Raw genomic sequence first — 23,760 nt, 5'->3', positions numbered from 1 at the left:
GGGCGGATCACGAGCCGGAATCCCGCAGCCGGGAGCGGTACTGGCGGGGCGACAGGCCGTAGGCCGCGCGGAACGTCCTGCTGAAATGGAACGGGCTGGCGAAGCCGCAGGCCGTGGCGACCTGCCCGACATCCATGTCGGTCACCTCCAGCAGCCGGGCCGCGTGCCGTACCCGGGCCTCCCGTACGGCCTGCATCGGCGACCTGCCGGTCTGCGCCGAGAACAGGTGCGCGAACCGCGACGGTGACAGCGCCACCGACGCCGCCAGCGACGCGACACTGTGGCGGGCGTCGGGCTCGGCCGCGATGAGCGCCTCGGCCTGCCGGACACGGGGGTCGCCGCCCTCCTCGGGCCCCGCCGTCGCGGCGCAGGCCAGCATGATCACCTCCTCGACGGCGTTGAGCACCAGCTCGCGCGCCGGCGGCGCCGCGGCGACGGCCGGGCTGGGCGGCCGTCGCGCCGGCGCGGGCGGTGCGCCCTGCCCCGGCCGGCGGGCGTCGGCGTCGGCCCGGCGGAAGGCGCGGTCCAGACGCCCGTGCACCGTCTCCGGCACCCCGCGCAGAAGATGGCAGCGCGAGCCCCGCGCGTACGGGCGCAGCCAGGTCAGCCAGGACGGGCGGGGCTGGAAGTGGACCCACCAGAACGCCCAGCGGGCGGCCCCGGGCGCGACCCGGTAGTGGTGGCCGGTCATGGAGCCCAGCACGACCAGGTCTCCGGGGCCGACCGTGCAGGCCACCTCGCCCTGCTCCACATGACCCGCCCCGGCCTGCGTCCACATCAGCAGCCAGCTGGGCGCGCCCGTGCCGCGGCGCACGGCGTAGCCAGGCGTCCGGTCGAAGTGTCCGACGATCACCAGGTCGGCGGCAGGAACGGACATGTCCTCAGCCGTCGCAGGCATACGTTTCACCGGTTGGCCCTCCTAGCGTGGGAATCAGCCGAACAAGGAGTGAACGTATCGTGCTGACCTTCGACGAACCGCAGCTCAGGACCTTCCACGACGAGGGGTTCGCGCTCGTGCGCGGGCTCCTGACCGCCGGTGAGGCCGCCGCGCTGCGGGAGGAGTTCATGGCCCTGCACGCGGCCGGACCGGTGCCCGGGCACTTCACGCCCGGACCGCAGGATCCCGGCGCCCCCTATGACATCCTGCGTGACTATCCCCGGGTCATGCACCCGCACCAGATCAACGACCTCGCCCTGCGCTACCTGCTCGACGGCCGGATCACCGCGATCGTCGGCCGGATGCTCGGCGAGGAGCCGGTGGCAGCCCAGAGCATGTTCTACTTCAAGCCGCCCGGCGCCCGCGGCCAGGCGCTGCACCAGGACAACTTCTACCTGAGGGTCGAGCCGGGCACGTGCGTGGCCGCCTGGATCGCCCTCGACCGGATCGACCGCGACAACGGCGGCCTCGAGGTGGTGCCCGGCACCCACCGCATGGACCTGTTCTGCCCGGAGGAGGCCGACCCCGGCCTTTCCTTCACCCGGGAGTACGTCCCGCCCCCGCCGGGGCTGGCGCGGGTGCCGGTCGACATGGACCCCGGCGACGTGCTGTTCTTCAACGGCAACCTGGTCCACGGCTCCGAGCCGAACACGACCGCCGACCGCTTCCGCCGCAGCTTCATCTGCCACTACGTCGGCCGTTCGACCGAGCGGATCTCCTCCTACTACCCCACGCTCACGCTGGACGGGCAACGGGTGTTCTTCGCGGAGTCGACGGGCGGCGGCCCGTGCGGCACCGACGCCGGGGGACCGCACTAGCCCGCCACCGCCGGCCGGCCCCCGCACGCCAAGGCCGCCATGTCCAGGCGGGCCGTACTGCGAAGGCGGGCCGTGCGGCGGAGCTTCTAGGCGGGCCGTACGGCGAAGCGGAGCCTGAAGTGGTCGAGCGTGCCCGGCAGCGGCGTGGGCAGCGCGGTCACGGGCCGCACCCGCCTGGTGCGCAGCAGCGCGGCGAGCACGGTCTCGGCGGTGAACAGCACGAGGTCCCGGCCGGGGCACCGGGCGAAGCCCGCGCTGAACGGGATGCCGGTCCAGCCCGTGCGCCCGGGGACGAAGGCGTCGGGGTCGTCGATCGCGTGCGGGTCACGGTTGGCGTACGGGCTGAAGATCGCCACCATCGTGCCCTCCGGCAGGATCTCGCCCCGCCACTCGATCGGCTCGGTCGTGTCCCTGAGCACGGCCAGCGTCGTCGGCCACAGCCGGACCGACTCCTCCACCGCGGCGCGCAGGTCCTCGGTGCCCGGGTGGGCGGCGACCAGCGCCAGCGCCCGGTAGGCGGCGATGCCCGCGGCGTCGAAGGCGAACAGCCAGTGCGGGGCCTGCCCTTCGGCGTGCACGTCGGGATCGGCGTGGGCCGCCATCAGGAGAGGGGCGAGGCTGCCCGGTTCGGCCCGCCGGAGGTGGACGTCGAGGCGGCGCTGGAAGGCCGCCCGCGCCTGGCGATGGCGCCGCCTCAGGTAGAACCAGTTGGCGTCGGCCCGCAGCCGGTTCAGCAGCAGGGTCAGCCGCTCGTCGCCGCGGGCGCCGTCGCCCAGCACCAGGCGGCGGGCGATCCGCCCGTGCGCGGCGGTGAACACCGGCCAGGTCAGCTCGCCCTCGCTCGGCAGCGCGGCCACCTCCTCCTCGATCACCGCGGTGAACGGGCCGGCGAGGCTGTGGCGCGGCCGGCCGGGCTCCAGTATCTGCTCGTTGAGCCGGCGGCGGCGTTCGCGCAGGCCGGGGTCCAGGGTGATGAGCACCCCGTGCGGCTGGAAGTGGCCGAGGGCGGCGCGCTTCTCCAGGTTGGCGGGGGTGAAGGCGTGATCCTCCAGTACCCTGCGCACGTCGGCGGCGGCCAGCGGGATCAGCGCCGGGCCCCGCACCGGGATCCGGACCAGCAGCGGGCCCTCGCCGTGCCTGGCCCTGAGCCGTTCGAGAAGGCGCGCGCCGCGCCGGTCGGCGTCGAGGAGGGCGGCCAGCCGTACGCCGAGGGGCCGGCGGAGGGCGACGCCCTGGGCGAGCGCGGGCAGCAACACGCCCACGCCCAGGCGCGCGCTCTCCAGCACCGAGGCGCGCGGCAGACCTGCGCGGCCGAGCCGGGAACGCGCGTAGGCCCTGCCGCGCAGGCGCTGCACCCAGCCGGCGGGCCGCAGCGCGGGGTGGTGGTTGACGATCGGGTCGAAGTCGGCCTCGCCCTCGGCGTGCCCGGTCAGGCGCAGGATCGCGATCCTGCGCCCGTTGGCCTTGAGCGCGAAGGCGAGTGGCGGATGCGCGCGCACGGGATCGGCGGGCGGCTGCTCGCCGAGCGGTTCGGCGGTGAAGCGGACCCGTCCCCCGTCGTGCCGGTAGGACAGGATCGTGGAGTAGTGCCGGGTGCCGGGAAGGCAGGACAGCAGCAGGTCCAGGTCCCCGTCCGGATTCAGGATCTTGATGGCGAGGCCGAGCACGTCGGGCAGCGAGCCCGGCAGCGACAGGCCCTTGGACAGCCGTGCCCGCACCGGCCGCGGCCCGCGGTCCAGCGCGGGCACGCCCAGCGGCGGGTGCTCGTCGATCTCGAGCGTGCCGGTGAAGAGTTCGCCCACGGTGTGGAGGGCTCGTCCCTGCCGGAAGTGCGCGACTCGGGTGATCGTCGACATGCAGGAACGGCTACCCCGTGCCGTGGCGATGACACCGTGCCCCCTGTCAGCTCCCCGCCATGGTTTCCCTACATGACCGCCAGCTGGCCGCCGTCGATGACCAGCTCGGTGCCGTGGATGAAGGCCGCGTCGTCGGAGGCCAGGAAGGCGTAGCCGGCCGCGACCTCCGCGGCGAGCCCGGCCCGGCCCAGGGGGATGTGGTCGCGCTCGTAGGAGGAGACGAAGTCGTCGGCGAGCCCGGCCGAGATGGCGGCGTTGAGCGGGGTCCTGATGTAGCCGGGGCACAGGGCGTTCACCCTGATGCCGTGCTTGCCGAGCTCGACCGCCATGGTCCTGGTGAGCAGCAGCACGCCGCCCTTGGAGGCGTTGTAGTGGGCGTAGTCGGCCTCACCGCCCAGCCCGTTGGTCGAGGACATGTTGAGGATGACGCCGCCCTCGCCCCGCTCGACCAGGTGACGGCCTCGAGCATGATCGGGCCCGGCGAGCCCATCGTGATCGACGCCGGCCTCACCGGGCGGGTGGACTGGGAGGTCGAGGTGGCGGTGGTCGTCGGCACGCCGCTGCGGCACGCGTCCCCCGCGCAGGCGCTGGCGGCAGTGGCCGGCTACACCGTGGCCAACGACGTCTCCGCCCGCGACCTGCAGTTCGCCGACGGCCAGTGGACGCGCGGCAAGAGCCTGGACACCTTCTGCCCGCTCGGGCCGGTCATCGTGACCCCCGACGAGCTCGGCGACCCCCAGGCGCTGCGGCTGTGGACGGCGGCGGGCGTCGTGGAGCTGGCCGCGAACGCTGTGCACGCCTGGTCGCTGGCCGCGCCCGCCCCGGGCGCCCGCGTGGGGATCATCGGCGCGGGCGCGATCGGGCTGGCCTGCCTGCAGGTCGCCCTGTCCGGCAAGGCCGCCTGCATCGAGGTCGCCGACCGCGCGGAAAGCCGCCGCTCGATCGCGGGACGCCTCGGCGCGGACGCGGCCGTCGCCGAGCTGACCGGCGAGTACGACGTGATCTTCGACGCTGTCGGCGCCGCCACCCACGAGCGGTCGCTCGCCCTGCTGCGGCCCGGCGGGGTTGCGGTCTGGCTGGGCCTGGCCGATCCTGTCGCGGGCTTCGACGCCGCCGCCCTCGTGCGCGGGGAGAAGCGGGTGCTCGGCTCGTTCGCCTACACCGACGCGGACTTCGCCACGGCCGCCGAGCTCGTCGGCGGCTAAGATCTCAGCTGGGTCGGCACCTTCCCGCTGAGCGAGGGCGCCGAGGTCTTCACCGCCCTAATGAACGGTGCCGCCGTTCCCGTCAAGGCCCTGCTCGCGCCATGAAGCGAGGCAGCGTGGACCTCCTCCTGTCCCAGTATCGCCCGGTCTCCCAGCTGCGGGTCCCCGTCACCACGGTCGAGCGGGCGCGCGTACCGGCCGTGGACGCCCATGTCCACCTCGGCCGCCGGCTCACCGGCGACGGCGGCTGGGGGGTCAAGGACGTGCCCGCGCTGCTGGCGACGATGGACGCGCTCAACCTGCGGGGCATGGTCAACCTCGACGGCCGGTGGGGCCGGGAGCTCGCCGCGAACCTGGAACGTTACGACGCCGCCCATCCCGGCAGGTTCGCCACCTTCTGCCACGTCGACTGGTCGCTGACCGCGGAACCGGGTCACGGCTTCGGCGAGCGGCTGGCCGCGCAGCTGCGCGCCTCGGTCACGCACCCCGACGTCCACCGCATCAACTTCCGCTTCATGGAGACCGCCGACGAGGCCTTCGCCCACTCGCTGGAGGACCCGCCGCTGATGGGGGCGGTGGACCATCAGCGGGCTCGACCTGCCCGAAGAGGTGCTCGGGCAGGTCGACGCCGGCAACGCGCTCAAGCTCGTGCCGAGGCTGGCATGAGCGGGCGGCCCCGCGCCCGGCAGGGCCGCGGCGCGGGCTCACCTACACGGCTTGTACGGCTTGTCGTACAGCGAGTAGTCGGCGGCCTTCTTGATGGAGTTGAACTTCAGCTGGTTCGCCTTGGCGCAGTAGCCGCCGGGCGAGGTCTTGTACTCCACCTGGAAGACCGGCTTGCCGGCCCTGACGAAGGCCGACAGGGCGGAGCACTCCTGCCACTGGAAGCACCCCTCGTTGACGGCGTAGTCGAAGACCGACACCAGCTCGTCGATCTGGCTGAGGTCGTTCTTCAGCGCCACGGACAGGCCCTTGCGGTGCGCCATGTCGGCCAGCGCCTTGTTGTAGACCAGCTGGGTCTGCGGGCTGATGTCCCAGCCGGTGACCGACTTGCCCTCCTCGTGGGCGTGGACGACGTCGAACTCGACGCCGTCGAAGCCGGCCTGCACGCACTTGTCGACGCGGGCCTCCATCATCTTCAGCAGGAAGTCGCGCTGGCCCTTGTCGTTGTTGATGTTGGCCCACCGCTCGTTCGGGAACTCGTCGCTGAACGGCTTGCCCAGCAGGGACTTGCCGTGGCTCTCGTGCCAGTCGACGAACTCCTGGTAGTCCGGCCGGAAATCCTCGATGGAGCCGGCGTCGACGTAGCAGACGGCCTTGGCGCCCCTGGCGTGGATGGCCTTGACGGCCGCGGTGTTGAGCGTGGTGTTGTTGCCGGCGATCTCGGCGTCCGCGTACAGGTCGATGTCGAAGATGCTGGGCCGTACGCAGGCCCCGCCGCTCTGCGGCGTCTCGCAGATGCCGACGTTGATGCCGCCGGTCGCGGCGAAGGCCTTGGTGCCCTGGAGCTGGTACTGCCAGCGGCTCTGCACCGGCGGGCGCCAGATCGCCGCGCTTGCGCCCGACCGCCCGCCGCTCGTGGCGGCGCCCGTGACGGCGCTCGCCGCGCCGCCCGACGCCGTGCCACCCGCCGGGCCTGCCGTGGCGGCGCCGGCGGTGACGCCGGCGGTGACGGTGACACCGGTAGTCCCGGGCGTCGCCGTCGTGGCGGCCTCGGCGGAGGCGTACAGGCCGGTGACGGCGAGCGGCAGTAAGGCCGTGACCGCGGTCAACCGGGTCGAGATCGATCGGAGCTTGGTCAATCTACTCACCTTCTATTCCATATAGCGAAATGATATTCCGCGACTAAGGAAAAACACGGTGCAGGTCGGGCTGACGACCTTCCAGGGCCAGCACCGCGCCGACTGGCCGGCGATCATGGCGGGCACGGTGCTGACGACGGTGCCGGTGCTCGCGGTGTTCCTCGCCGGCCAGCGCCGCTTCGTCCAGGCGCTGACCGGCGCGGTGAAAGGCTGACGGCGCATACCGCACCCACCGGCGCCGTCAGCCGACGTCCCGGCGGGGAGACCTGCGCGCTCCCCGCCGGGACGTTCAGGCCTGCTCGGCGACCGCCCGCCTGAGCACGTTGCCCACCTCTTCCATTCTGGCCGGGGACATGCGGTCCTTGATCGCCGTCACGCTCACCGCCGCCACGGGCGCCGTCCTGCCCATGAAGACGGGGGCGGCCACGCACCGCACGCCCGGCTCGTTCTCCTCCAGGTCGAGCGCGTAACCGCGCTGCCGTACCTGGTCGAGATGCGTGGCCAGCTTCGCCGGGTTGGTGATCGTGTTGCGGGTCCTGGCCGCCAGCGGGCCGTACCTGTCGGCCCACGCCTTGATCGCCTCGTCGGTCGGGTACGTCCAGGCCAGCAGCGCCTTGCCGACGCCGGTGCAGTGGGCGGCGTTGCGGCCGCCCACGACCGAGGTCATCGTGATCGACCGCACCGCCTCGACCTTGTCGAGGTAGACGACCTCGCCGCCGTCGAGCATGGCCATGTGCACCGTCTCGGTGAACTCCTCGCTCAGCCGCAGCAGCAGGGGACGCACCAGCGTGCGCAGATCCATCGTCTCGTAGAACCTGAACGCGGTCGCCAGCATCTCGGTGCCGAGGAAGTAGGGGCCGCTCGGCTCGGGCTGGGCGGCGAACCCGCGGTGCTTCAGCGCGCCCAGCAGCCGGTGGAGCGAGCTCTTGGGGAGGCCGAGCCTGGTGGCCAGCTCGTCGAGCGTAACGCCCCTGCTGTGTTTTCCGATCTCCTGCAGGATGAGCAGGGCGCGATCGACGCTGCCGACGGGGGACTGAGCCTCAGCCACTGCACTCTCCTCCAAGTTCCGCTTTGTGGAATGCTAGCGCGTGATACGGAACTTGGCGCGTTTCGCGAGCCGCGGGTTCACGTCACCGGGACGATCCGCGCCTCCGCCAGCACCCCGTGCTCGATCCTCAGCACCCCCAGCGTCCCGTACGGCTGGCGGCGCCGGTCCGTGGGCGAACCGGGGTTGAAGATGCGCAACCCCTCGCCCGACTCGTCCAGCGGGATGTGCGAGTGGCCGAACACGACCAGGTCGGCCTCGGGGAACAACCGGCGCATCCGCGCGAGCCTGCCCCTGGCGGGGCCGCTGTCGTGGACCATGCCCACCCGCAGACCGTCGAGCGTCAGCTCCAGCGTCTCGGGCGCCGCCAGCTCGGGGCCGTCGTTGTTGCCCTTCACCACGTGCACCGGCGCGAACGCGGCCAGTTCCGCCAGCACGGACGGCACGCAGACGTCCCCCGCGTGCAGGATCGCGTCGGCGCCGCGCAGATGCTCGGCCACTCTCGGCGGGCACGACCTCCAGCGGCGCGGCGCGTGCGTGTCGGACAGCACCACGACGTTCATGGGCTGTCCCTACCCGTCAACCGCCGGAATCCGATGAACCGCCGAAACCTGATGAACCGCCGAGACCTGATGAACCGCCGAGACCGATCGACCGCCGAGACCGATCAACCGCCGAAAAAGGTGACCGCGTTCTTGGTCGCCACCGACGTCCACGGCACGATGACGACGCCGCCCTTCCGCTCGAACACCATGGCGTTGTCGCCCTCGGTGCCGAACTCCTGCGGCAACGTCGCCACCGGCGTCGCCTTGCCCGACGCGGCGTCGAGCCGTACCAGTCGGGGGGCCAGGTCCCGCCGGTCACCCACCTCCAGCGCCAGCAGCCCCTTGTCGTCGGCGCGGACGTAGGTGAGCTTGGTGGCGTTGGTGCCCGACGACTCCCACAGCCGCCTGCCCGTCTTGAGATCGAAGGCCAGCGCCTTGTTGCTGGAGCGGAGCTCGTTCGGCACGTTCTCGGGGAAGGTCGCCAGGTACAACCGGTCGCCGTGGACGGCGTAGCGGTACTTCTCCGCCATGCCGTCGAACGTCGCGACCTTGTTCATGCTCAACATGTCCACGTGGCCGGGCTTGATGGCGACCTCGCGGCCCCCCGCGTCGAAGGCGAGGAAGATCTCCTCGCCACCACGTTCCACCTGGACGATGACAGGGTCGGCCGACAGGACGGAGGGGCCGAGGCCCGTCTCGCCCAGCGGGTAGCGCTTGACGGCTTTGCCGCTGTGCGGGTCCAGCACCTCCACGCGGTTCGGGGTGCCGGCGAACGAGCAGTCGTAGATCACGACCACGCGGGCGGCGGCCGCGTCGACGTCCTCCAGGTGGCAGCCCTCGGGCGGCGCGACGGTCCACCGCTTCGCGCCGTCGGACAGCCGGTGGCCGTACACCGTCTCCTTCACCGACAGCACCACCATGTCGCCCGCGCTCATCAGCTGCGGCGCGGTGATCATGTTGGCCAGGCTGGACTTCTCCGCCGGAATCTTGATCTTCCAGGTGAGCCGGCCCTTGGCCGCGTCGACGCCCGCCAGGTGGTCGCACATGCTGGCGCTGCCGTACGCGACGGCGCCCTTGCCCGCCGCCAGCTGGCCGGTGCCACCGCAGAGCTGCTCGCCGGGGGAGGGCACGCCCCACGCTCGTTTGCCGTTCTTGAGGTCGTAGGCGAGCAGGCCGTCCTTCTGGGCGCGGACGATCGTGGTGTCGGTGAGCCATGCCGCGAAGGCCATGCCCGCGGTGAAGTCGGTGCTGTCGGCGTTCGTCAGCGGCACCGCCCACTGGCCGAGCGCCTCGCCGTCGCCGCTCTGCGCGGTCGTCCCCTGCGGTCCGGAGCCCGAGGTGGCCACGAACCACGCGGTGCCGGTGCCCACGGCCAGCAAAACCACGAGGCCGAGCACGACGAACAGCGAGGTGCGGCCCTTGCTCCCCTGCGCCTGCCGCGGCGGCTGCTGCGTACTGGCCGGGCCGGTCGGGTACGGCGCCTGCTGGTTCCACGACTCGGCCTGCGGGCCGGGCCCCGAGGGCGGCCCGTAGGAGGGCCCGCCGGGCGGGCCGTAGGAGGGCTGGGCCTGGGGCGGCGGACCGTAGGGAGGCTGCGCCTGGTTCGGTGGCCCGTATCCGGGCTGCCCGTGGTTCGGCGGCGCCGGCTGAGCGGGGTGCGCCTGGCTCGGCGGCCCGTAGGGCGGCTGACCCTGGGGAGCTCCATAGCCCGGCTGGCCCTCAGGAGGCCCATAGCCCGGCTGGCCCTGAGGAGGTCCATAGCCCGGCTGGCTCTCAGGAGGCCCATAGCCGGGCTGGGCCTCAGGGGCGCCGTAGCCCGGCTGGCCCTGAGGGGCGCCATAGCCAGGCTGACCCTGGTGAGGGGGCCCGTAGGCCGGGTGGCCCCCGGTCGGGGAGCCGTACCCGGGCTGCCCGCCGTACTGGTGGCCGTTGTGCTGATCGGTCATCCCCGTCCCCCCTTACGCCAGCTGGCGGCGAACGTAGGCCGCCCACTGCCGCTCGAACTCCGCCTTGCTCACGCCGAGCACCTCGAACAGCGCCGCCTCGCTCTCGTCGCCCTGCGCCCGGTAGGCCGCGACCACGCCTTCGGCCAGCTTGCGCTCGCCGAACTTCGTCGCGATGAAGCGCATGGCGAGGTTGCCCATGAAGTAGTTGGTGTTGACCATGTTCTTGTAGTCCCAGAACACGTTGTCGGGCAGCCGGCCGTCGAAGGGCCTGGCCATCCGTCCCGCCACGTAGGCCCTGCCGTCCGGGTACCGGCGCACCTGGGCGACGCTCTGGTGCCGCGTGGCGACGTAGTCGGCGAAGCCCTCGACGATCCAGTTGGGCTTGCCGAACAGGGACATCTCGGCGCTGTCGAGGCTCGCGACCAGCGAGTGGGCGATCTCGTGCTGGCTGACCTCCTTGATGCCCGCGGTGTCGGAGAAGAAGGGCGAGGTGGTGTCGAGCACGATCCGGCTACCGCCGATCTTGACGTCGTCGCCGGGGCGCCAGCTCAGCATCGGGATCGACACGCCCGCCTCGTGCGCCTTCTCCTTGCGGAACAGGTTGCCCAGCTGCGCCTGGCCCTTGGCCAACGCGACCACGAACCCGCTCGGCACGGTGGCGTCCGGCGGCCCGTTGCGCCGCCAGTAGTCCAGGTCGTCGGCGGTGGCCTGGGCGACGGTCGGCGCGATGCGCCTGGCCAGTCCGGCGTCCTCCGGTCTGGCCAGCACGAGGCTGGGGCCCGCCTCCACCACGGCCACGCCGGGCCAGATGTCCCAGGGGCCGGGGTAGTACACGGTCTTGGAGCCCTCACCGCCCGTGATCGGCGGCGGCGCGCCGCCGACCTTGGTGACGACCAGGGGGGCGTCGGCCGACGCCTTCTTGATCGTCCAGCGGTACCACTCCGAGACCGGCTTCAGGTCGATGCGGGTGAAGCGGTGGACGAACGCGACGTCCTGGGTGAAGGTCACGCCGCGCCCGAAGCTGTCCTCCGCCCGGCCGTTGCGGCGCAGCGTCTGGTACGACATCTCGCTCAGCGGCATCTTGCGCAGGTTGGCGAAGAGCCTGGCCTGGCCACGGACCAAAGCCGCGTTCCCCGGGTCGAAGATCGAGGTGAACGCCTTGGCGTCGCCTGCGGTCAGCGCGTCGCCGTGCGACTTCAGCAGCGCGTCGATCTCCTGGTCGGTGACCACGACGGCGGCGGGATCCGACCCCTGGCCGTTCTGTCCCTTCTCGGCCGCTCCGGTCGGGGCCGGGTCGAGGGCGCCCGCCGAGCTCCCGCCCCTCAGCACCAGTCCCACGCCCGCGCCGACACCGATCACCAGGACCAAGGACAGGACGCCGAGCGCCACCCACAGCCCGGTCCTGCGCCTGGGTGACGGCGGCGGGGGCGGGGGCGGCGGTGGCTGCTGCCACTGCGCCTGCTGCCCCTCCTGCCACTGCCCTTGCTGCCCCTGCTGTCCCTGCTGCCATGGCGCCTGGTACTGCTGCTGTCCCTGCGCCTGCGGCCACTGCGCCTGGTACGGCTCCTGCGCCTGCTGCCCCTGCTGCCACGGCGGAGACTGCGCCGGGTACTGCTGCTGAAAACCGGGCCCCGTCGTCACAATTGCCCCGTTAGAGCTCGTAGGTCACGAAAGGCCAAAATCGTATCAGCGGTTACAGAGACGGTCATGCAGGGTCAGGGGATCAGGCCATCCTTCATCACCGGCGTGCCCTGCGGTGCCTGGAGCGGTCAGCAGTCCGCGCTCCCCACGGGCGGCCGCCGCGAAGGAGGACCTCAGTCAATGGCAGCTCCCTGACGTTCCGTCCGGCGGGGCGGGCGGCCGGCCGCCCAGGTGGGTGAGGTAGTGGTGGAGGTGGCCGGAGCCCTCCAGCATGGCCGTGGCCCGCTCGACCAGCTCCGCCTGGCGCTGGGCGATGGCCGCGCGCAGCGCGTCGCTGCTGCCCGTGCGGCGCAGGCCGTCCAGGATGACGTGGATCTGCGGGAACAGGTAGCGGCCCCGCCTGAGCATGCTGATCATCCGGGCGTCGCGCACGTCGGCGGGGCCGAAGATGCGGTACCGCGTGCCGGGCTCGCGCCTGGGGGACAGCAGGCCCGCCGACTCCCACACCCGAAGCGCCGAGGTGCGCACGCCGAGGTAGGCGGCCACCTCGCCGATGCGCATGCCCGCACGGGGCAGCGCCGAGTCGTCCGGTGCCTGCTCGGCGACCGCCTCCAGCGCCTCGCCCACCGCCTGGAGGGACAGCCGCTGCTCGTGCAGCGCCGCGTGCCCCGCGTTCACGAGGGTGAGCGCCTCGGGCAGGTCGCCCGCGTGGACGGCCTGCATGACCGAGCGCGCGGTGTCCCACCCGTATCCCCTGGCGAGCGTCCGGTAGGTCACCAGCGCGGCGCGGTGCCCCTCGTGGAATCGGCGATATCCGGCGGCCGTCCGGGGGCTGGGGGGCAGGATGCCGGTGTCGGCGTAGTTGCGGATCTGCTGGGTGGATATGCCGGCCATGCGCGCCAGATCGATCGGACGCAGCGCCGTCCGCTGTGGGCTCATCGCCTCTCCCCTTACGTCGTGGTTGAAGGTTATCGGCACCCAGACTCGGCGAGAGCGGCGGATCTTCGGAAAAAGTCTTCACGAGCGCTTCAATGAGACACTTGAAGCGCGGATGCCGGCGGCGGCGACGGCCGCCCGATCACCGGCTCGCTCCCTCTTTCCGGGCACGCACGGGCATCCGCCTGACCTCTCGGCCGCAGTGACCATCACACGAGTATGGAAAGGTTTCCGTGGTTTCCAGCCAGCAGGCAGACAACCTTCGTCATGACAGCGTCCGCGGATCGCAGCACACCGCCGCGGACGGCCACGATCTCATCCAGGTGCGTGGCGCCAGGGAGAACAACCTGACCGGGGTGTCGCTCGACATCCCGAAGCGACGGCTCAGCGTGTTCACCGGGGTCTCCGGATCCGGCAAGTCCTCGCTCGTCTTCGACACGATCGCCGCCGAGTCGCGGCGGCTGATCAACGAGACCTACACGGCCTTCGTCCAGAACTTCATGCCCAGTCTCAACCGTCCGGACGTCGACGCGCTGCGCAACCTCAGCGCGGCGATCATCGTCGACCAGGAGCGGATGGGCGCCAACGCGCGATCCACGGTGGGCACCGCCACCGACGCCCACACGATGCTGCGGATCATGTTCAGCCGGATCGGCCTCCCGCACGTCGGCCCGCCCTTCGCCTTCAGCTTCAACAGGGCCGAGGGTATGTGCCCGGAGTGCGAGGGGCTGGGCAAGGTCACCGACATCGACATCGACGAACTGGTCGACAGGGAGCGGTCGCTGAACGAGGGGGCGATCAAGGTTCCCGGGTTCGCGGTCGACACCTGGTACTGGCAGCTCATGGCGCACTCGGGCCTGTTCGACCCCGACCTGAAGCTGCAGGACTTCACCCCCGAGCAGTGGGAGGACTTCCTCCACAAGCCCGCCACCAAGATCAAGATCGGCTCGAACAACCTCACCTACGAGGGACTCGTCACCAAGGTCAGGCGGCTCTACCTGGCCAAGGACCGCGAGTCCATGCAGCCGGGAGCCCGCGCGTTCGCCGACCGGGCGGTCAAGCTCACCGGCTGTCCCGCCTGCGGCGGCACCCGGCTGAACGCCGCCGCCAGGTCCGCCCTGATCAACGGCCGCGGCATCGCCGAATGCTCGGCCATGCAGATCAACGACCTGGCCGCGTTCGTCCGCGACATCGACGACGCCTCCGTGGCGCCGCTGCTGGCCACCCTGCTCGAAACCCTCGACGCGCTGGTCGAGATCGGCCTCGGCTATCTCAGCCTCGACCGGGAGTCCGGCACGCTGTCCGGCGGCGAGGCGCAGCGCGTGCGGATGGTGCGCCACCTCACCTCGAGCCTGACCGACGTCACCTACGTCTTCGACGAGCCCACCGCGGGGCTGCACCCGCACGACATCCAGCGCATGAACGGCCTGCTGCTCAGGCTGCGCGACAAGGGCAACACGGTCCTGGTCGTCGAGCACAAGCCGGAGACGATCGCGATCGCCGACCACGTGGTCGACCTCGGCCCCGGCGCCGGCACGGCGGGCGGCCGCGTCTGCTACGCCGGAGACCTGGACGGCCTGCGCGCCTCCGGCACCCTGACCGGGCGCTACCTCGACCACCGGGTCAGCCTGCGCGAGAAGGTCCGCACGCCGGCCGGGCAGTTGCCGATCCGGGGCGCCTCGCTGCACAACCTCAGGGACGTCGCCGTCGACATCCCCCTCGGCGTGCTCACCGTCGTCACCGGCGTCGCCGGATCGGGCAAGAGCTCGCTGATCCACGGCTACGTCGCCGGGCGCGACGGCGTGATCGTCGCCGACCAGTCGGCCATCCGCGGCTCCCGCCGCAGCAACCCGGCCACCTACACCGGGCTCCTCGACCCGATCAGGGCGGCCTTCGCCAAGGCCAACGGCGTCAAGCCCGGCCTGTTCAGCGCCAACTCCGAAGGCGCGTGCCCCGCCTGCAAGGGCATCGGCCTCATCTACACCGACCTGGCGATGATGGCCGAGGTGGCGACGGTGTGCGAGGAATGCGAGGGCCGGCGCTTCACCCCCGAGGTGCTGACCTACCGGCTGCGCGGCAAGAACATCAGCGAGGTCCTCGGCATGTCGGTGTCCGAGGCGCGCGAGTTCTTCACCACCGGCCAGGCCAGGACCATCCTCGACCGGCTGACGTCGGTCGGGCTCGGCTACCTCGGTCTCGGCCAGCCGCTCACCACGCTGTCCGGAGGCGAACGGCAGCGGCTCAAGCTGGCGATCCACATGGCGAAGAACGGCACGACCTACGTGCTGGACGAGCCGACCACCGGGCTGCACCTGGCCGACGTCGACCAGTTGCTGGACCTGCTCGACCGGCTCGTGGACGACGGGAACACCGTCATCGTGATCGAGCACCACCAGGCGGTCATGGCCCGCGCGGACTGGATCATCGACCTCGGGCCGGGAGCCGGCCACGACGGCGGGCAGGTCGTGTTCGCCGGGCCGCCGGCCGACCTGGTCGACACCGGGACCTCGCTGACCGCCCAGCACCTGCGCCGGTACGTCGGCTGAGCGACGGGGTGCTCCCGGGCGTTGCCGGGGGCACCCCACCCGTCGCCCGGTGTTCAGGGGGACGCGCCGGCGACGGCGTCGCGTGTCAGGCAGGGGGTGGGGTGCCTGCCGTACGGGCAGGCGATTCGCGAGCCGACGTGGTCGTGCGCGTGCTGACCGCCGGCGGGCGGCGGGGTGCGCTACGGCTTGCGGGCGATCCCGCCGTACATCAGCCGCTGCCCCACCGTCAGCTTGGCGGGGACGTCCTGCTCGGGGCGCCACAGCGGCAGCGGCACCACGCCCGGCTCGACCAGCTCGAACCCGTCGAAGAACGCGGTGATCTCCGCGGCGGTGCGGAAGCGGCCGGTCCCGAGCAGCGCGAGGAACTTCTTCTCCGCGTCGCGCGAGTCCTGGCTGGAGTCGCAGAAGTGCGTGATGAACAGGTGGCTGCCCGACGGGACCGCGTTCATGTAGGCCTCGACGATCCCGCGAGGGTCCTCGTCGTCGTGCAGGTGGTGCAGGATGCCCACCAGCATCACGCCCACCGGGCGGTCGAAGTCGATCAGCCGCTGGACGGCCGCGTCCTTGAGGATGGCGTGCGGGTCGCGCAGGTCGGAGGTGACGACCGCGGTGCGCTCGTTCTCCGCCAGCAGCGCCCTGCCGTGGGCCAGCACCATCGGGTCGTTGTCGACGTAGATGACGTGCGCCGCGGGGTTCGCGCGCTGGGCCACCTGATGGGTGTTCTCAACCGTCGGCAGCCCGGAGCCGAGGTCGACGAACTGGGTGATGCCCTGCTCGACCATGAACCGCACGCCGCGGCCGAGGACCTGCCGGTTGTAGGTGGCCACGTCGTAGATCTCGGGGACGACCTTCACGATCTCGGCGACGAACTCACGGTCGACCTCGAAGTTGTCCTTGCCGTTGAGGACGACGTCGTAGGCCCTCGCGATGCTCGGCCTGGTCGTGTCGATGGCGTTGTTCCACTCGGGCTGCTGGTCGGCCACAGGTTCCTCCTCGCGGGCAGTGAAGATCATCATAGGGCCCCGGTACGGCGGGTAGAGCGCGATTCGGCAGAGACTGTCGCTTTCGTTCCGCCTGGCAGACCCCGCCGGCCCTCGGCCCGGGAAGGACGTGCCCGATCGGGACCTGACCCCATCGGGCACGCCTCTCTCCTCGCCGGTCCCGCCCCACCCACGGCCGCCAGGACGTCCCGCTCCACTCACGGCCGCGAGGACGTCTCACTCCTCCTGTGGTCGCGAGGACGTTTCCGGACTCGACGGCCGGGCGGCCGGGGCGTCACGTCAGGGCGTAGATGCGCAGGTAGTCGACCTCCATCCAGGCGTCACCCGCACTGCCCTCGCCGGGGAACCAGTCCAGCTGCAGGCACGCCGACATCGGGGTGGTCGCCGCGATCGAGGACCTGAACCACTCCTGGCCGTCGATGTAGCCGACCACGCCCTCGGGGGAGTTCTCCACCGCGTAGGTGTGCCAGGTGGTCATGTCGAGGTCGGCGTGCGCCTCCTGCCGTCCCGAGGGGCTGTGCATGAAGAAGTTCGGGCGCTGCCGTTCCGGATCGTCGATGACCTCGAGGAAGTCGATCTCCTGACCGCCGTTGGGCACCACGCCGCCTCCTCCGCCGGCCGGCCACAGCAGCGCGACCGGATGGTAGGAGCCCGCGCCGGGATACAGCCGGATGCGCGCCTCCCACCGCCCGTACAGCTGGGTGTACCTGGCCGCGAGCCCGGCGGTGGTGCCGTCGGCCGCGCCGTACAGGAACAGCGAGCCGTCGCCCAGGTACAGCTGGCCGGGCGAGCGGCGGCCGTTGCCGGCGTGGCCGGCGGAGTCGTAGACGGCCCACTCATTGGGGTCGAGATAGTCGTCGAACTCGGCGCACCACACCGGCTGCCCCCAGCCGCGCTGGTCAGGGAGCTGCGCGCAGGGGGCGGCCGTGGCGACGCCGACGAACCCCGGCGTGCTCCAGTGCAGCGCCGCCACCACCCCGATGACGGCGAGGCGGGATCGCGTGGTCGACCTCACGGCGCACCCCCTTCCGCCCTGGCGCAGCCGGCCGCGGGCCCGAACACCCAGCACATCGTAGGACCGAGGGTCGCTTGGGCGGCGCCGGTTCCGGCCGGGTCGCCGGACACGGCCGGCGGCTGGGCCTCGGGTGCACCGGCCAGGTCACCGATCGCGCGGGCGCCGGGCTGCCGGCCGTCCGTGGTGAGCGGCCGGTCGCCGGCGGCGAACGGCTGGGCACCGGTGGTCAACGGCTGGGCACCGGTGGTGAACGGCTGGGCGGCGGCGGGCGGGACGAAGGCCCACCCGGGTGCCGGCGCCTGCACGCCCGTCCCGGTGCCGGCCGTGCCGTGCCACGGCGACAGGCCCCAGCAGGCGGCGCTGTCCTGGGCGAGGCAGGTCTGCCCGGTGGCGGTGGCCGGCGGAGCGAGCGCGGGCAGCGGCAGGACGGTCCGGGCGGTGAGGGCGTTGAGCGGGTTGAGGGCGAGCGCGCGGGGCGCGGCCTGTCCGGTGCTCGGGGCGGGCTGGGCGGTGGGGGCGCTCACGGAAGCGGGCGGCGCGGAGGGAAGCGCCACCGCAGGAGGCGCCGAGGGGGGCACCGAGGGAGGCACCGAGGGCGGGACGGAAGGCGGGGGACTCGCCTCCGCCGGCACCGGCGGCTGGGGGGCGGGTTCGCGGGCCGGGGTCGACGCCCGGACCGGTCCCGTCGTGACGGCGGGCTGCCTGACGGTGGGCTGCTTGACGGGGGGCTGTTTGACGGCGGGCGGTTGACCGGCGGGCGTGGGGCGGGCGCCGGGCTCGGCGGTGTTCTTGGCGGCACTCGTCGCGGCCCCGGTGGGCGTGACCTTGACGGGCGTGGGCTTGGGCGCGGTGCTTGCCGTCGGTTTCGGCGCGGTGCTGGCCGTCGGCTTGGGTGCGGCGCTGTTCGTGGCGGCGGGCTTGGGGATGCTCGGCACGGTCGGCTTGGCCGTGGTGCCCTTGCCGGGCAGCGGGAGGGGGAACTCCATCTTGGCGGGCGGCCACTCGACCGGCGCGGGCCGATCGGACGGCAGCGGCTTCGGCTCCTCCTGCTTGGGCGCCGGCTTCGCGGTGGCAGGAGGGTCGGGCTTCTTCCTCTCGGGCGAGTGCGTGGCCTTGGGGGCCTTCGTCGCCGTGGGGCTGTCGGATGCCGTGGGCGTGTCCGTCGGTTCCGGGCTCGGTACCGACGTCGATCGTTGTGTCGATTGCTCGGTCGGTTCCGACGTCGGTTCCGAGGTTGGTTCCGAGGTCGGTTTCGAGGTCGGCTCTTCCGTGGGCTCAGGGGCAGGCTCAGGAGCCGGCTCAGGGGCGGGCTCGGGAGCCGGCTCGGGCGCGATCGTCCCCGCGGGACCTCCCTCAGGAGAGGACGGGTCGACGTCGGCGTGCGAGGTCCACGGCTGGGCGAGCGCTCCGCCACCCACGACGGACACGCAGGCCAGCAGCAGGCCGGAGGCTAAGGAAAGGCGCCGGGAGGGGCGGCTGGGGGTCATGAGCGGCTGTCTCCTGGAGTCACGAGGTGGGCTGGGTACGGGCGATGGGCCGCCAGCCCGCCGCGGTGAACTGGGGGGTGCCCGGCGCGGCAGCGGGCGGCGCCGCGGCGGGCCGGGTGTCGGGGGTGTTGACCCAGTCCCCGCCGCGCAGCGTCGGGTGCCAGGTCATGAGCAGGTTCATGGCGTAGGGGCTGGAGTAGACCGGGCCCGAGTCGCCCTTGGTGGCCGTCACCTGGACGAGGACCGAGACGAGGATCTGGTCCTCGGCGCGCTCCTGCCAGCGGATGCCGATCGTGCTCGACCGCATCGCCGCTCCCGCGGGCAGCGACCCCTCCTCGGGCAGGCCGAGGGTGCGCCGCCAGCCCTTGGTCGCGCTCACGGCGCCCGCGCGGGCCGCCTCCTGCTGCTCCGGCGGCGCGTACAGCTGCGCGGCGGCCGTCGCCTGCACGTCGTCGAGCGACCAGGCCGCCTCCAACGTCGCGGCGGCGGCCGAGGCGGCGCCCAGCTCGGTGTGCGGGAAACCGATGGGGAAACCCGCCGCGCCGTGGTACCCGGCGGGCTCTGCCAGGGTGACGGGCCCGTCGTCCGCTCCTGGACGCAGCAGCGTCCAGGCGGCCACGGCCAGCGCGAGGACCGCGACCACCGCGATCGCCACCCGGCGTGCGCGGTGGCGGCGCCGTACCGGACCCAGATCCCAGCGCAGGGCCGGGTCCTCCATCACCGGCGGCACTAGCGGCCCCGATCGGGACGCAGGCTGAAGGCCTGCCCGGCGGCGGCGGCCAGGCGCAGGTAGGCGCCCGCCGTGGTCGGCCGCAGCCGCAGCAGGTCGACCTCGGCGCCCTCCTTCAGGTGCGGGTCGAACGGCACGCGGATGACGGTCCTGCAGCGGGCCGCGAAGTGCTGCTCCAGCAGGTCCACATCGACGTCGCAGCGCTCCTCGACGGCGTTCAGCACCACGATCGCGTTCTTGACCAGGTCGGCGTGCCCGTGCGCGGTGAGCCAGTCGAGCGTGGCCGCCGCCGAGTTGGCGCCGTCCACCGCCACCAGGCTGACCAGGACGATCTGGTCGGCCAGGTCCAGGGTCGCGCCCATCGCGCCGTGCAGCAGCCCGGTGCCGCAGTCGGTGATGCAGATGGAGTAGTAGCGCTCGATCAGCCCGGCGACCGTACGGTAGTCGTCGGCGTCGAACGCGTCGCTCACCGCGGGATCGGTGTCGGAGGCGAGCACCTCCAGGCGTGCGGGCGACTGGGAGGTGAAGGCCCGCGCGTCGGCGTACCTGACGATGTGCTCGGCCTCGGCCAGCAGCGTGCGGATGGTCGCGGCGGTCTCCGACTTCACCTTCAGCCCCAGCGTCCCCCTGTCGGGATTGGCGTCGATGGCGATGACCCTGTCGCCCCGCAGCGAGGCGAGCGTGTTGCCCAGCGCGGCCGTGGTGGTGGTCTTGCCGACGCCCCCCTTCAGGCTCATGACCGCGATCCTGTGGTGCCCGCTGGCCACCGGGGTCTGCGCCTGGGCGATCAGCTTGCGGCGCTCAACCTCGGCCGTCGACTCGGCGGGGATGTACCGGCGCCCCGACAGCTGCCACACCAGGCGCCGCCAGCCGGAGGCAGGTTCGGGCCGCCGGTTGGTCAGCAGGCGTTCGGCGGTCAGCGGGATGGTCTGGTCGAACTGCTCCGCCTGTGTGGCCGGCTTCTGCAGTTTGGAAGGGGTCTCCGTCATGGCAAGCGTCCTTTCACAGGGGTCAGCAGGTGTTCCAGCGAACGCGGGTGGTGAGCGAGTCGGCGGGTCCCTGCACGGTCAGCACGATCTCGACCGGCGACGGGTCGCCGCACCAGTGCCGGAAGCGCACGGCCCGCACGTGGATCACCGCCGGGTCGCCGTCTCCCGAGGTGCCGCTCGACGGCGTGACGGCGAGGCCGGGTGCGATGATCCGCCAGCTCACCGGCTCGCCGGGAAGATTCAGCGTGATCGTGCCCCTGCCGAACTCGTCCAGCGTGACCGAAGCGGGAAGGGTCAGCCGCCCCACCAGCGCGTCGCTGCCCGACGAGGGGGTGAACGTGGTCTCCCGCGGCGGTTCCGGGGCGGGCCCGAGGATCTGCAGGCCGGTGACCATGCCGGCCGTACCCGCGACGAGCATGATGGCGACCTTGACCGCGGTACGGCGGGTGCGCGCCCCGGCGGCGGCCAGCGCCTCCGGCAGCCGCGAGCGCGGCCGCAGCGACGGCCGCAGGGAAGGACGCGGCGATGGCGGGGACTCGGTGGGCGACGGCGCCGTCTCGCCCGGCCGGTCCTGGACCGGCCGGGCGGGCGGCGCGCTCGCCTGGTCGGTGGGGGACAGCACCTCGCGCGCCCACACCACCGACGCCAGCGCGTTGAACAGCGGCGTGTCCTGGCCGGGGGTCGGGATCGCGGGCGGCCGCACGTCGAGATCGGCCCCGGGCTCGGCGGGCGCGGCCTGGCGCGGAACGGCCGGCGGCGAGGGGTCGGGCACGGCGGGCAGCAGGCCCAGCACCTCCTCCCGCCGCGCGGCGCTCAGCGGGGCCACCGGCACCTGGTCGATCATCTGGGGGACGGTGTAGTGGATGTTGAACGGCCGGTTGCACGCCGCGCACTCGATCATGTGCGTGACCAGGTCGGCGCGCGCCGCGTCGGAGCCGGCGGGGAAGGCGGCCGCCACCAGCGCCACGAGGCCGTCACACGTCGGACGGCCGCGGGCGAGCGCGTCCAGCCCGCTCACCAGCGTCTCGATGAGGTCCTGCGTCCTGGTGACCAGCCGGTGCGCCTCGGCCTCCGGCAGCCCCAGGACATGGGACAGGTCGGCCAGGGTCAGCTCGTGCCGGAACAGCAGCAGCAGCGCCTCCACGCCCAGCGGGTCGACGAGTCCCCAGGCCCGCGCCATGAGCTCGGCGTCGGGCAGGCCGGGCCCCGTCCCCGGGTGGTAACCGTCCCGGCACGCCGGATCGGCCAGGCACACGCCCCGCAACGCCGCGAACAGCAGGCCGCGCTCGGAGACGTTCTCCGGCACGGCACGCCAGTGCGACGCGCCGAGCGCGGCGGCGACGGCGGCCGGCGCCGCCGCCTCGCCGAGCCGGTAGCAGGCGTAGTCCATGAGGTGGCCGCCGTGCTCCCGCACCCACGCGGCCGCCCGATCGGGTCCGAGGATGGCGTTTCCCGTGTCGTGAAGAGAGCTCATGGCCCCTGATCCGGGTCGACGGCGCCCGGCGCGGTCTCGGGCGGCTGGAGGCTTGCCCTGTTCGGGTCGACGACCACGAGCTGGAGGTTCCGGTCGGGCAGGCCGGTGAACTTCGTCCAGTTGCTCACCTCGCCGGGGGCGGGATCGGCGTACAGCCAGCGGATGAAGGCCGGCCACAGGCACGAGTCGCGCGGCAGGCTGGCGGGCGAGGCGGTGGAGACGCCCATGGCCTGCAGTTGCTGCTCGCTGTAGTCACGGCATTCGGGGGTACCGGGCGGGGCGACGGTGAGGTCCCACTCGCCGTTGGCGTCGACGTAGGACCTGGTGCCGTCGAGGCCGAGGGCCTCCTCGGCGCGGCGCATGAGCGCCGGATCCTGGAAGATCGGCAGGCTCTCGCCCTCGACGGTGGCCGGGCGCAGGGCCGTGCCGTCGCCGACGCGCGGGCCCGAGGTGGCGGGCGCCCCGGTGCGCCGGCCCGGGCTGGCGGCGGGCCGCAGCGACGTCGGCATGGACGGCTGCGCGGTCCTGGCGGTCCCCTTCACGGTGGCCCTGGGGGTGGCCTTGGGCGCCGCGGTGGGCGTGGTCCTGCCGGTCGGCGGCGCGGGCCTGGCCGTCGGCAACGCGGTCTGCGCGGGGTCCTCGCAGCCGGGGGCGATCCTGCCGGCCACGGCCGGGCGCAGCGCGTTGCCGTCGGGGCCGGTCACCAGGCACTGCCGGTCGTCGGGGGGCCGGACCGTCGGGTTGCCTCCAGGAGGAGGGGCCGTGGGAACGCGGGTGGGGATCCGCGGGGCCGGCTGGCGGGCCGTGGGGTACTGGTCCGGCGGCCGGACGGTCGGGTGCCGGCGTGGCGTGCCCTGGTCCGGGGTGCCGCGGTCCGGGGTGCCGCGGTCCGGCGGGTTCTGGCTCGGTGGGGTCTGCCGCGGCGGATTCTGCGGCGGGTTCTGCCGTGGTGAGGTCTGCCGTGGTGGGTTCTGGCTGGACGGGTTCTGGCCCGGCGGCACCTGGTCAGGCGGGTTCTGGTCGGCGGGGCGGGGCCGTACCGGCTGGCGGGGCGGGCCGCTGGGCAGCGGCTGCGCGTTGGGCTCGACGGCCCGCAGCGTGCCCTTCGGGAAGCCAGGCGCCGGGATCTCGGCCTTCTTGTCCTCCTTCCTATCGTTTTCGTCCTTCCTGTCCGCCTCCGGCTCGCTCTTCCTCGGCGCGGGGGGCTCGCTGCGCCTGGGCGCGGGAGCCTCGCTCCTCCTGGGCTCGGGGGAGTCGTCCCGTTCCCTCGCGGGCGGCCGGGGGTCGGATCGCTGCGGCGGCGGCTCGTTCATCCGCGTGGCCGGCGGCGGATCGCTCTTCTTGGGCGCGGGATCCTTCGGCTCCGGCGCCTTCGGCACCGGCGTGGACCGCTCCGCCGGGTTTCCCGGGCGCAGCAGGGGCGGATCCGTCATCTCCTTGCCCAGCAGGGGGATGGACGCGCACGCCTCACCGGACCCCTGGACAGCCAGCCAGTCGACGGTGGCCGCCAGGCACAACGGCGGGCCCCCCGAACCGCCCGACAGCGTGCTGCCGCCGTCCGCGCCGGTGAGCGAGCGGGCGGTGAGCGCGTCCGAGGACGACCCGCCCTCCTGCTCGTCCAGCTGATAGGTGCCCGCCGCCAGGCGGAGGACCTCGCTGCGGGGCTCGGGGGCACGACTCTGGAGGAAACCGCCGAGTCCCGCCCCGGCGCCGAACACGCCGATCGTGAGTGCTGTCGTGACGACCGTTGACCTGGAAGGTCTGCGTGGGGATGTCGCCATGGTGCT

20 protein-coding genes are annotated in these 23,760 nt (G+C 72.8%); 4 read left to right on the top strand and 16 right to left on the bottom strand.

What is annotated here, in order from left to right; genetic code table 11:
* Positions 1 to 7: 7 nt before the first annotated feature.
* Entirely contained in the window at positions 8 to 898 is an 891-nt protein-coding gene (locus tag ABZX22_RS22025; RefSeq protein WP_354912012.1) for a helix-turn-helix domain-containing protein, read from the bottom strand.
* A gap of 59 nt (positions 899 to 957) precedes the next feature.
* Between ABZX22_RS22025 and ABZX22_RS22020 the strand changes: the two genes are divergently transcribed.
* Positions 958 to 1,755 (top strand): phytanoyl-CoA dioxygenase family protein, encoded by a 798-nt coding sequence (locus ABZX22_RS22020; RefSeq protein ID WP_354911934.1) that lies wholly within the window; start codon positions 958 to 960, stop codon positions 1,753 to 1,755.
* Positions 1,756 to 1,841: 86 nt separating this feature from the next.
* Here the strand turns inward: ABZX22_RS22020 and ABZX22_RS22015 are convergent, their stop codons facing one another.
* Both ABZX22_RS22015 and ABZX22_RS22010 read right to left on the bottom strand, forming a co-directional pair.
* Entirely contained in the window at positions 1,842 to 3,611 is a 1,770-nt protein-coding gene (locus ABZX22_RS22015; protein ID WP_354911932.1) for a cytochrome P450, read from the bottom strand.
* Positions 3,612 to 3,679: 68 nt separating this feature from the next.
* The gene (locus ABZX22_RS22010; RefSeq protein ID WP_354911929.1) at positions 3,680 to 4,180 is read right to left on the bottom strand and encodes an SDR family oxidoreductase; all 501 of its coding nucleotides are present in this window, start codon (positions 4,178 to 4,180) and stop codon (positions 3,680 to 3,682) included.
* Here ABZX22_RS22010 and ABZX22_RS22005 point away from each other — a divergent pair.
* Positions 4,064 to 4,816, top strand: a complete 753-nt coding sequence (locus ABZX22_RS22005; RefSeq protein ID WP_354911926.1) for a fumarylacetoacetate hydrolase family protein — start codon at positions 4,064 to 4,066, stop codon at positions 4,814 to 4,816. The two genes, ABZX22_RS22010 and ABZX22_RS22005, sit on opposite strands and share 117 nt — an antisense overlap.
* Before the next feature lie 704 nt (positions 4,817 to 5,520).
* Here ABZX22_RS22005 and ABZX22_RS22000 read toward each other — a convergent pair.
* Positions 5,521 to 6,618, bottom strand: coding sequence for an endo alpha-1,4 polygalactosaminidase (locus ABZX22_RS22000; protein ID WP_354911923.1), 1,098 nt, complete (start codon positions 6,616 to 6,618; stop codon positions 5,521 to 5,523).
* 58 nt (positions 6,619 to 6,676) lie between these two features.
* Between ABZX22_RS22000 and ABZX22_RS21995 the strand changes: the two genes are divergently transcribed.
* Entirely contained in the window at positions 6,677 to 6,832 is a 156-nt protein-coding gene (locus ABZX22_RS21995) for a hypothetical protein (RefSeq protein ID WP_354911921.1), read from the top strand.
* A 75-nt stretch (positions 6,833 to 6,907) separates the two neighbouring features.
* Here the strand turns inward: ABZX22_RS21995 and ABZX22_RS21990 are convergent, their stop codons facing one another.
* From ABZX22_RS21990 to ABZX22_RS21970, 5 genes are all read right to left on the bottom strand, one after another.
* Positions 6,908 to 7,666 carry an IclR family transcriptional regulator gene (locus tag ABZX22_RS21990; RefSeq protein WP_354911918.1) on the bottom strand — a complete coding sequence of 253 codons (759 nt, stop codon included), beginning with the start codon at positions 7,664 to 7,666 and terminating at the stop codon, positions 6,908 to 6,910.
* A 77-nt stretch (positions 7,667 to 7,743) separates the two neighbouring features.
* Positions 7,744 to 8,226 carry a metallophosphoesterase family protein gene (locus ABZX22_RS21985; RefSeq protein ID WP_354911916.1) on the bottom strand — a complete coding sequence of 161 codons (483 nt, stop codon included), beginning with the start codon at positions 8,224 to 8,226 and terminating at the stop codon, positions 7,744 to 7,746.
* A 104-nt stretch (positions 8,227 to 8,330) separates the two neighbouring features.
* Positions 8,331 to 10,154, bottom strand: a complete 1,824-nt coding sequence (locus tag ABZX22_RS21980) for a PQQ-binding-like beta-propeller repeat protein (protein WP_354911914.1) — start codon at positions 10,152 to 10,154, stop codon at positions 8,331 to 8,333.
* A gap of 12 nt (positions 10,155 to 10,166) precedes the next feature.
* Entirely contained in the window at positions 10,167 to 11,795 is a 1,629-nt protein-coding gene (locus ABZX22_RS21975; RefSeq protein WP_354911911.1) for a hypothetical protein, read from the bottom strand.
* A gap of 177 nt (positions 11,796 to 11,972) precedes the next feature.
* Positions 11,973 to 12,734 (bottom strand): MerR family transcriptional regulator, encoded by a 762-nt coding sequence (locus ABZX22_RS21970; protein WP_354911910.1) that lies wholly within the window; start codon positions 12,732 to 12,734, stop codon positions 11,973 to 11,975.
* A gap of 320 nt (positions 12,735 to 13,054) precedes the next feature.
* Between ABZX22_RS21970 and ABZX22_RS21965 the strand changes: the two genes are divergently transcribed.
* The gene (locus ABZX22_RS21965; protein WP_354912009.1) at positions 13,055 to 15,277 is read left to right on the top strand and encodes an excinuclease ABC subunit UvrA; all 2,223 of its coding nucleotides are present in this window, start codon (positions 13,055 to 13,057) and stop codon (positions 15,275 to 15,277) included.
* A gap of 179 nt (positions 15,278 to 15,456) precedes the next feature.
* On the opposite strand, the gene ABZX22_RS21960 is transcribed toward ABZX22_RS21965, so the two are convergent.
* The 7 genes from ABZX22_RS21960 to ABZX22_RS21930 form a co-directional block, all read right to left on the bottom strand.
* On the bottom strand, positions 15,457 to 16,293 hold the full coding sequence (locus ABZX22_RS21960) for an SAM-dependent methyltransferase (RefSeq protein ID WP_354911908.1): 837 nt from the start codon (positions 16,291 to 16,293) through the stop codon (positions 15,457 to 15,459).
* 259 nt (positions 16,294 to 16,552) lie between these two features.
* On the bottom strand, positions 16,553 to 17,293 hold the full coding sequence (locus ABZX22_RS21955; RefSeq protein WP_354911905.1) for a glycoside hydrolase family 16 protein: 741 nt from the start codon (positions 17,291 to 17,293) through the stop codon (positions 16,553 to 16,555).
* Positions 17,290 to 18,279 (bottom strand): hypothetical protein, encoded by a 990-nt coding sequence (locus ABZX22_RS21950; protein ID WP_354911902.1) that lies wholly within the window; start codon positions 18,277 to 18,279, stop codon positions 17,290 to 17,292. The genes ABZX22_RS21955 and ABZX22_RS21950 overlap by 4 nt, the downstream gene beginning before the upstream one ends.
* Positions 18,280 to 18,799: 520 nt before the next feature.
* On the bottom strand, positions 18,800 to 19,498 hold the full coding sequence (locus ABZX22_RS21945; protein WP_354911900.1) for a hypothetical protein: 699 nt from the start codon (positions 19,496 to 19,498) through the stop codon (positions 18,800 to 18,802).
* An 11-nt stretch (positions 19,499 to 19,509) separates the two neighbouring features.
* Complete coding sequence (locus ABZX22_RS21940; RefSeq protein WP_354911897.1) at positions 19,510 to 20,499, bottom strand: MinD/ParA family protein; 990 nt, start codon at positions 20,497 to 20,499, stop codon at positions 19,510 to 19,512.
* Between the two features lie 22 nt (positions 20,500 to 20,521).
* On the bottom strand, positions 20,522 to 21,973 hold the full coding sequence (locus tag ABZX22_RS21935; protein ID WP_354911895.1) for a hypothetical protein: 1,452 nt from the start codon (positions 21,971 to 21,973) through the stop codon (positions 20,522 to 20,524).
* On the bottom strand, positions 21,970 to 23,754 hold the full coding sequence (locus ABZX22_RS21930) for a hypothetical protein (RefSeq protein WP_354911892.1): 1,785 nt from the start codon (positions 23,752 to 23,754) through the stop codon (positions 21,970 to 21,972). The genes ABZX22_RS21935 and ABZX22_RS21930 overlap by 4 nt, the downstream gene beginning before the upstream one ends.
* Between the last annotated feature and the right edge of the window lie 6 nt (positions 23,755 to 23,760).

The organism is Nonomuraea sp. NPDC003804, assembly GCF_040610675.1.
GTDB lineage: Bacteria > Actinomycetota > Actinomycetes > Streptosporangiales > Streptosporangiaceae > Nonomuraea.
This window is presented reverse-complemented; position numbering and strand designations above follow the sequence as displayed.

Coding starts and splice junctions, on each gene's coding strand:
- ABZX22_RS22025 (WP_354912012.1), bottom strand. CDS start 898: ATGCCTGCGACGGCTGAGGACATGTCCGTTCCTGCCGCCGACCTGGTG.
- ABZX22_RS22015 (WP_354911932.1), bottom strand. CDS start 3,611: ATGTCGACGATCACCCGAGTCGCGCACTTCCGGCAGGGACGAGCCCTC.
- ABZX22_RS21985 (WP_354911916.1), bottom strand. CDS start 8,226: ATGAACGTCGTGGTGCTGTCCGACACGCACGCGCCGCGCCGCTGGAGG.
- ABZX22_RS21980 (WP_354911914.1), bottom strand. CDS start 10,154: ATGACCGATCAGCACAACGGCCACCAGTACGGCGGGCAGCCCGGGTAC.
- ABZX22_RS21970 (WP_354911910.1), bottom strand. CDS start 12,734: ATGAGCCCACAGCGGACGGCGCTGCGTCCGATCGATCTGGCGCGCATG.
- ABZX22_RS21960 (WP_354911908.1), bottom strand. CDS start 16,293: ATGATGATCTTCACTGCCCGCGAGGAGGAACCTGTGGCCGACCAGCAG.
- ABZX22_RS21950 (WP_354911902.1), bottom strand. CDS start 18,279: ATGGAGTTCCCCCTCCCGCTGCCCGGCAAGGGCACCACGGCCAAGCCG.
- ABZX22_RS21945 (WP_354911900.1), bottom strand. CDS start 19,498: ATGGAGGACCCGGCCCTGCGCTGGGATCTGGGTCCGGTACGGCGCCGC.
- ABZX22_RS21940 (WP_354911897.1), bottom strand. CDS start 20,499: ATGACGGAGACCCCTTCCAAACTGCAGAAGCCGGCCACACAGGCGGAG.
- ABZX22_RS21935 (WP_354911895.1), bottom strand. CDS start 21,973: ATGAGCTCTCTTCACGACACGGGAAACGCCATCCTCGGACCCGATCGG.
- ABZX22_RS21930 (WP_354911892.1), bottom strand. CDS start 23,754: ATGGCGACATCCCCACGCAGACCTTCCAGGTCAACGGTCGTCACGACA.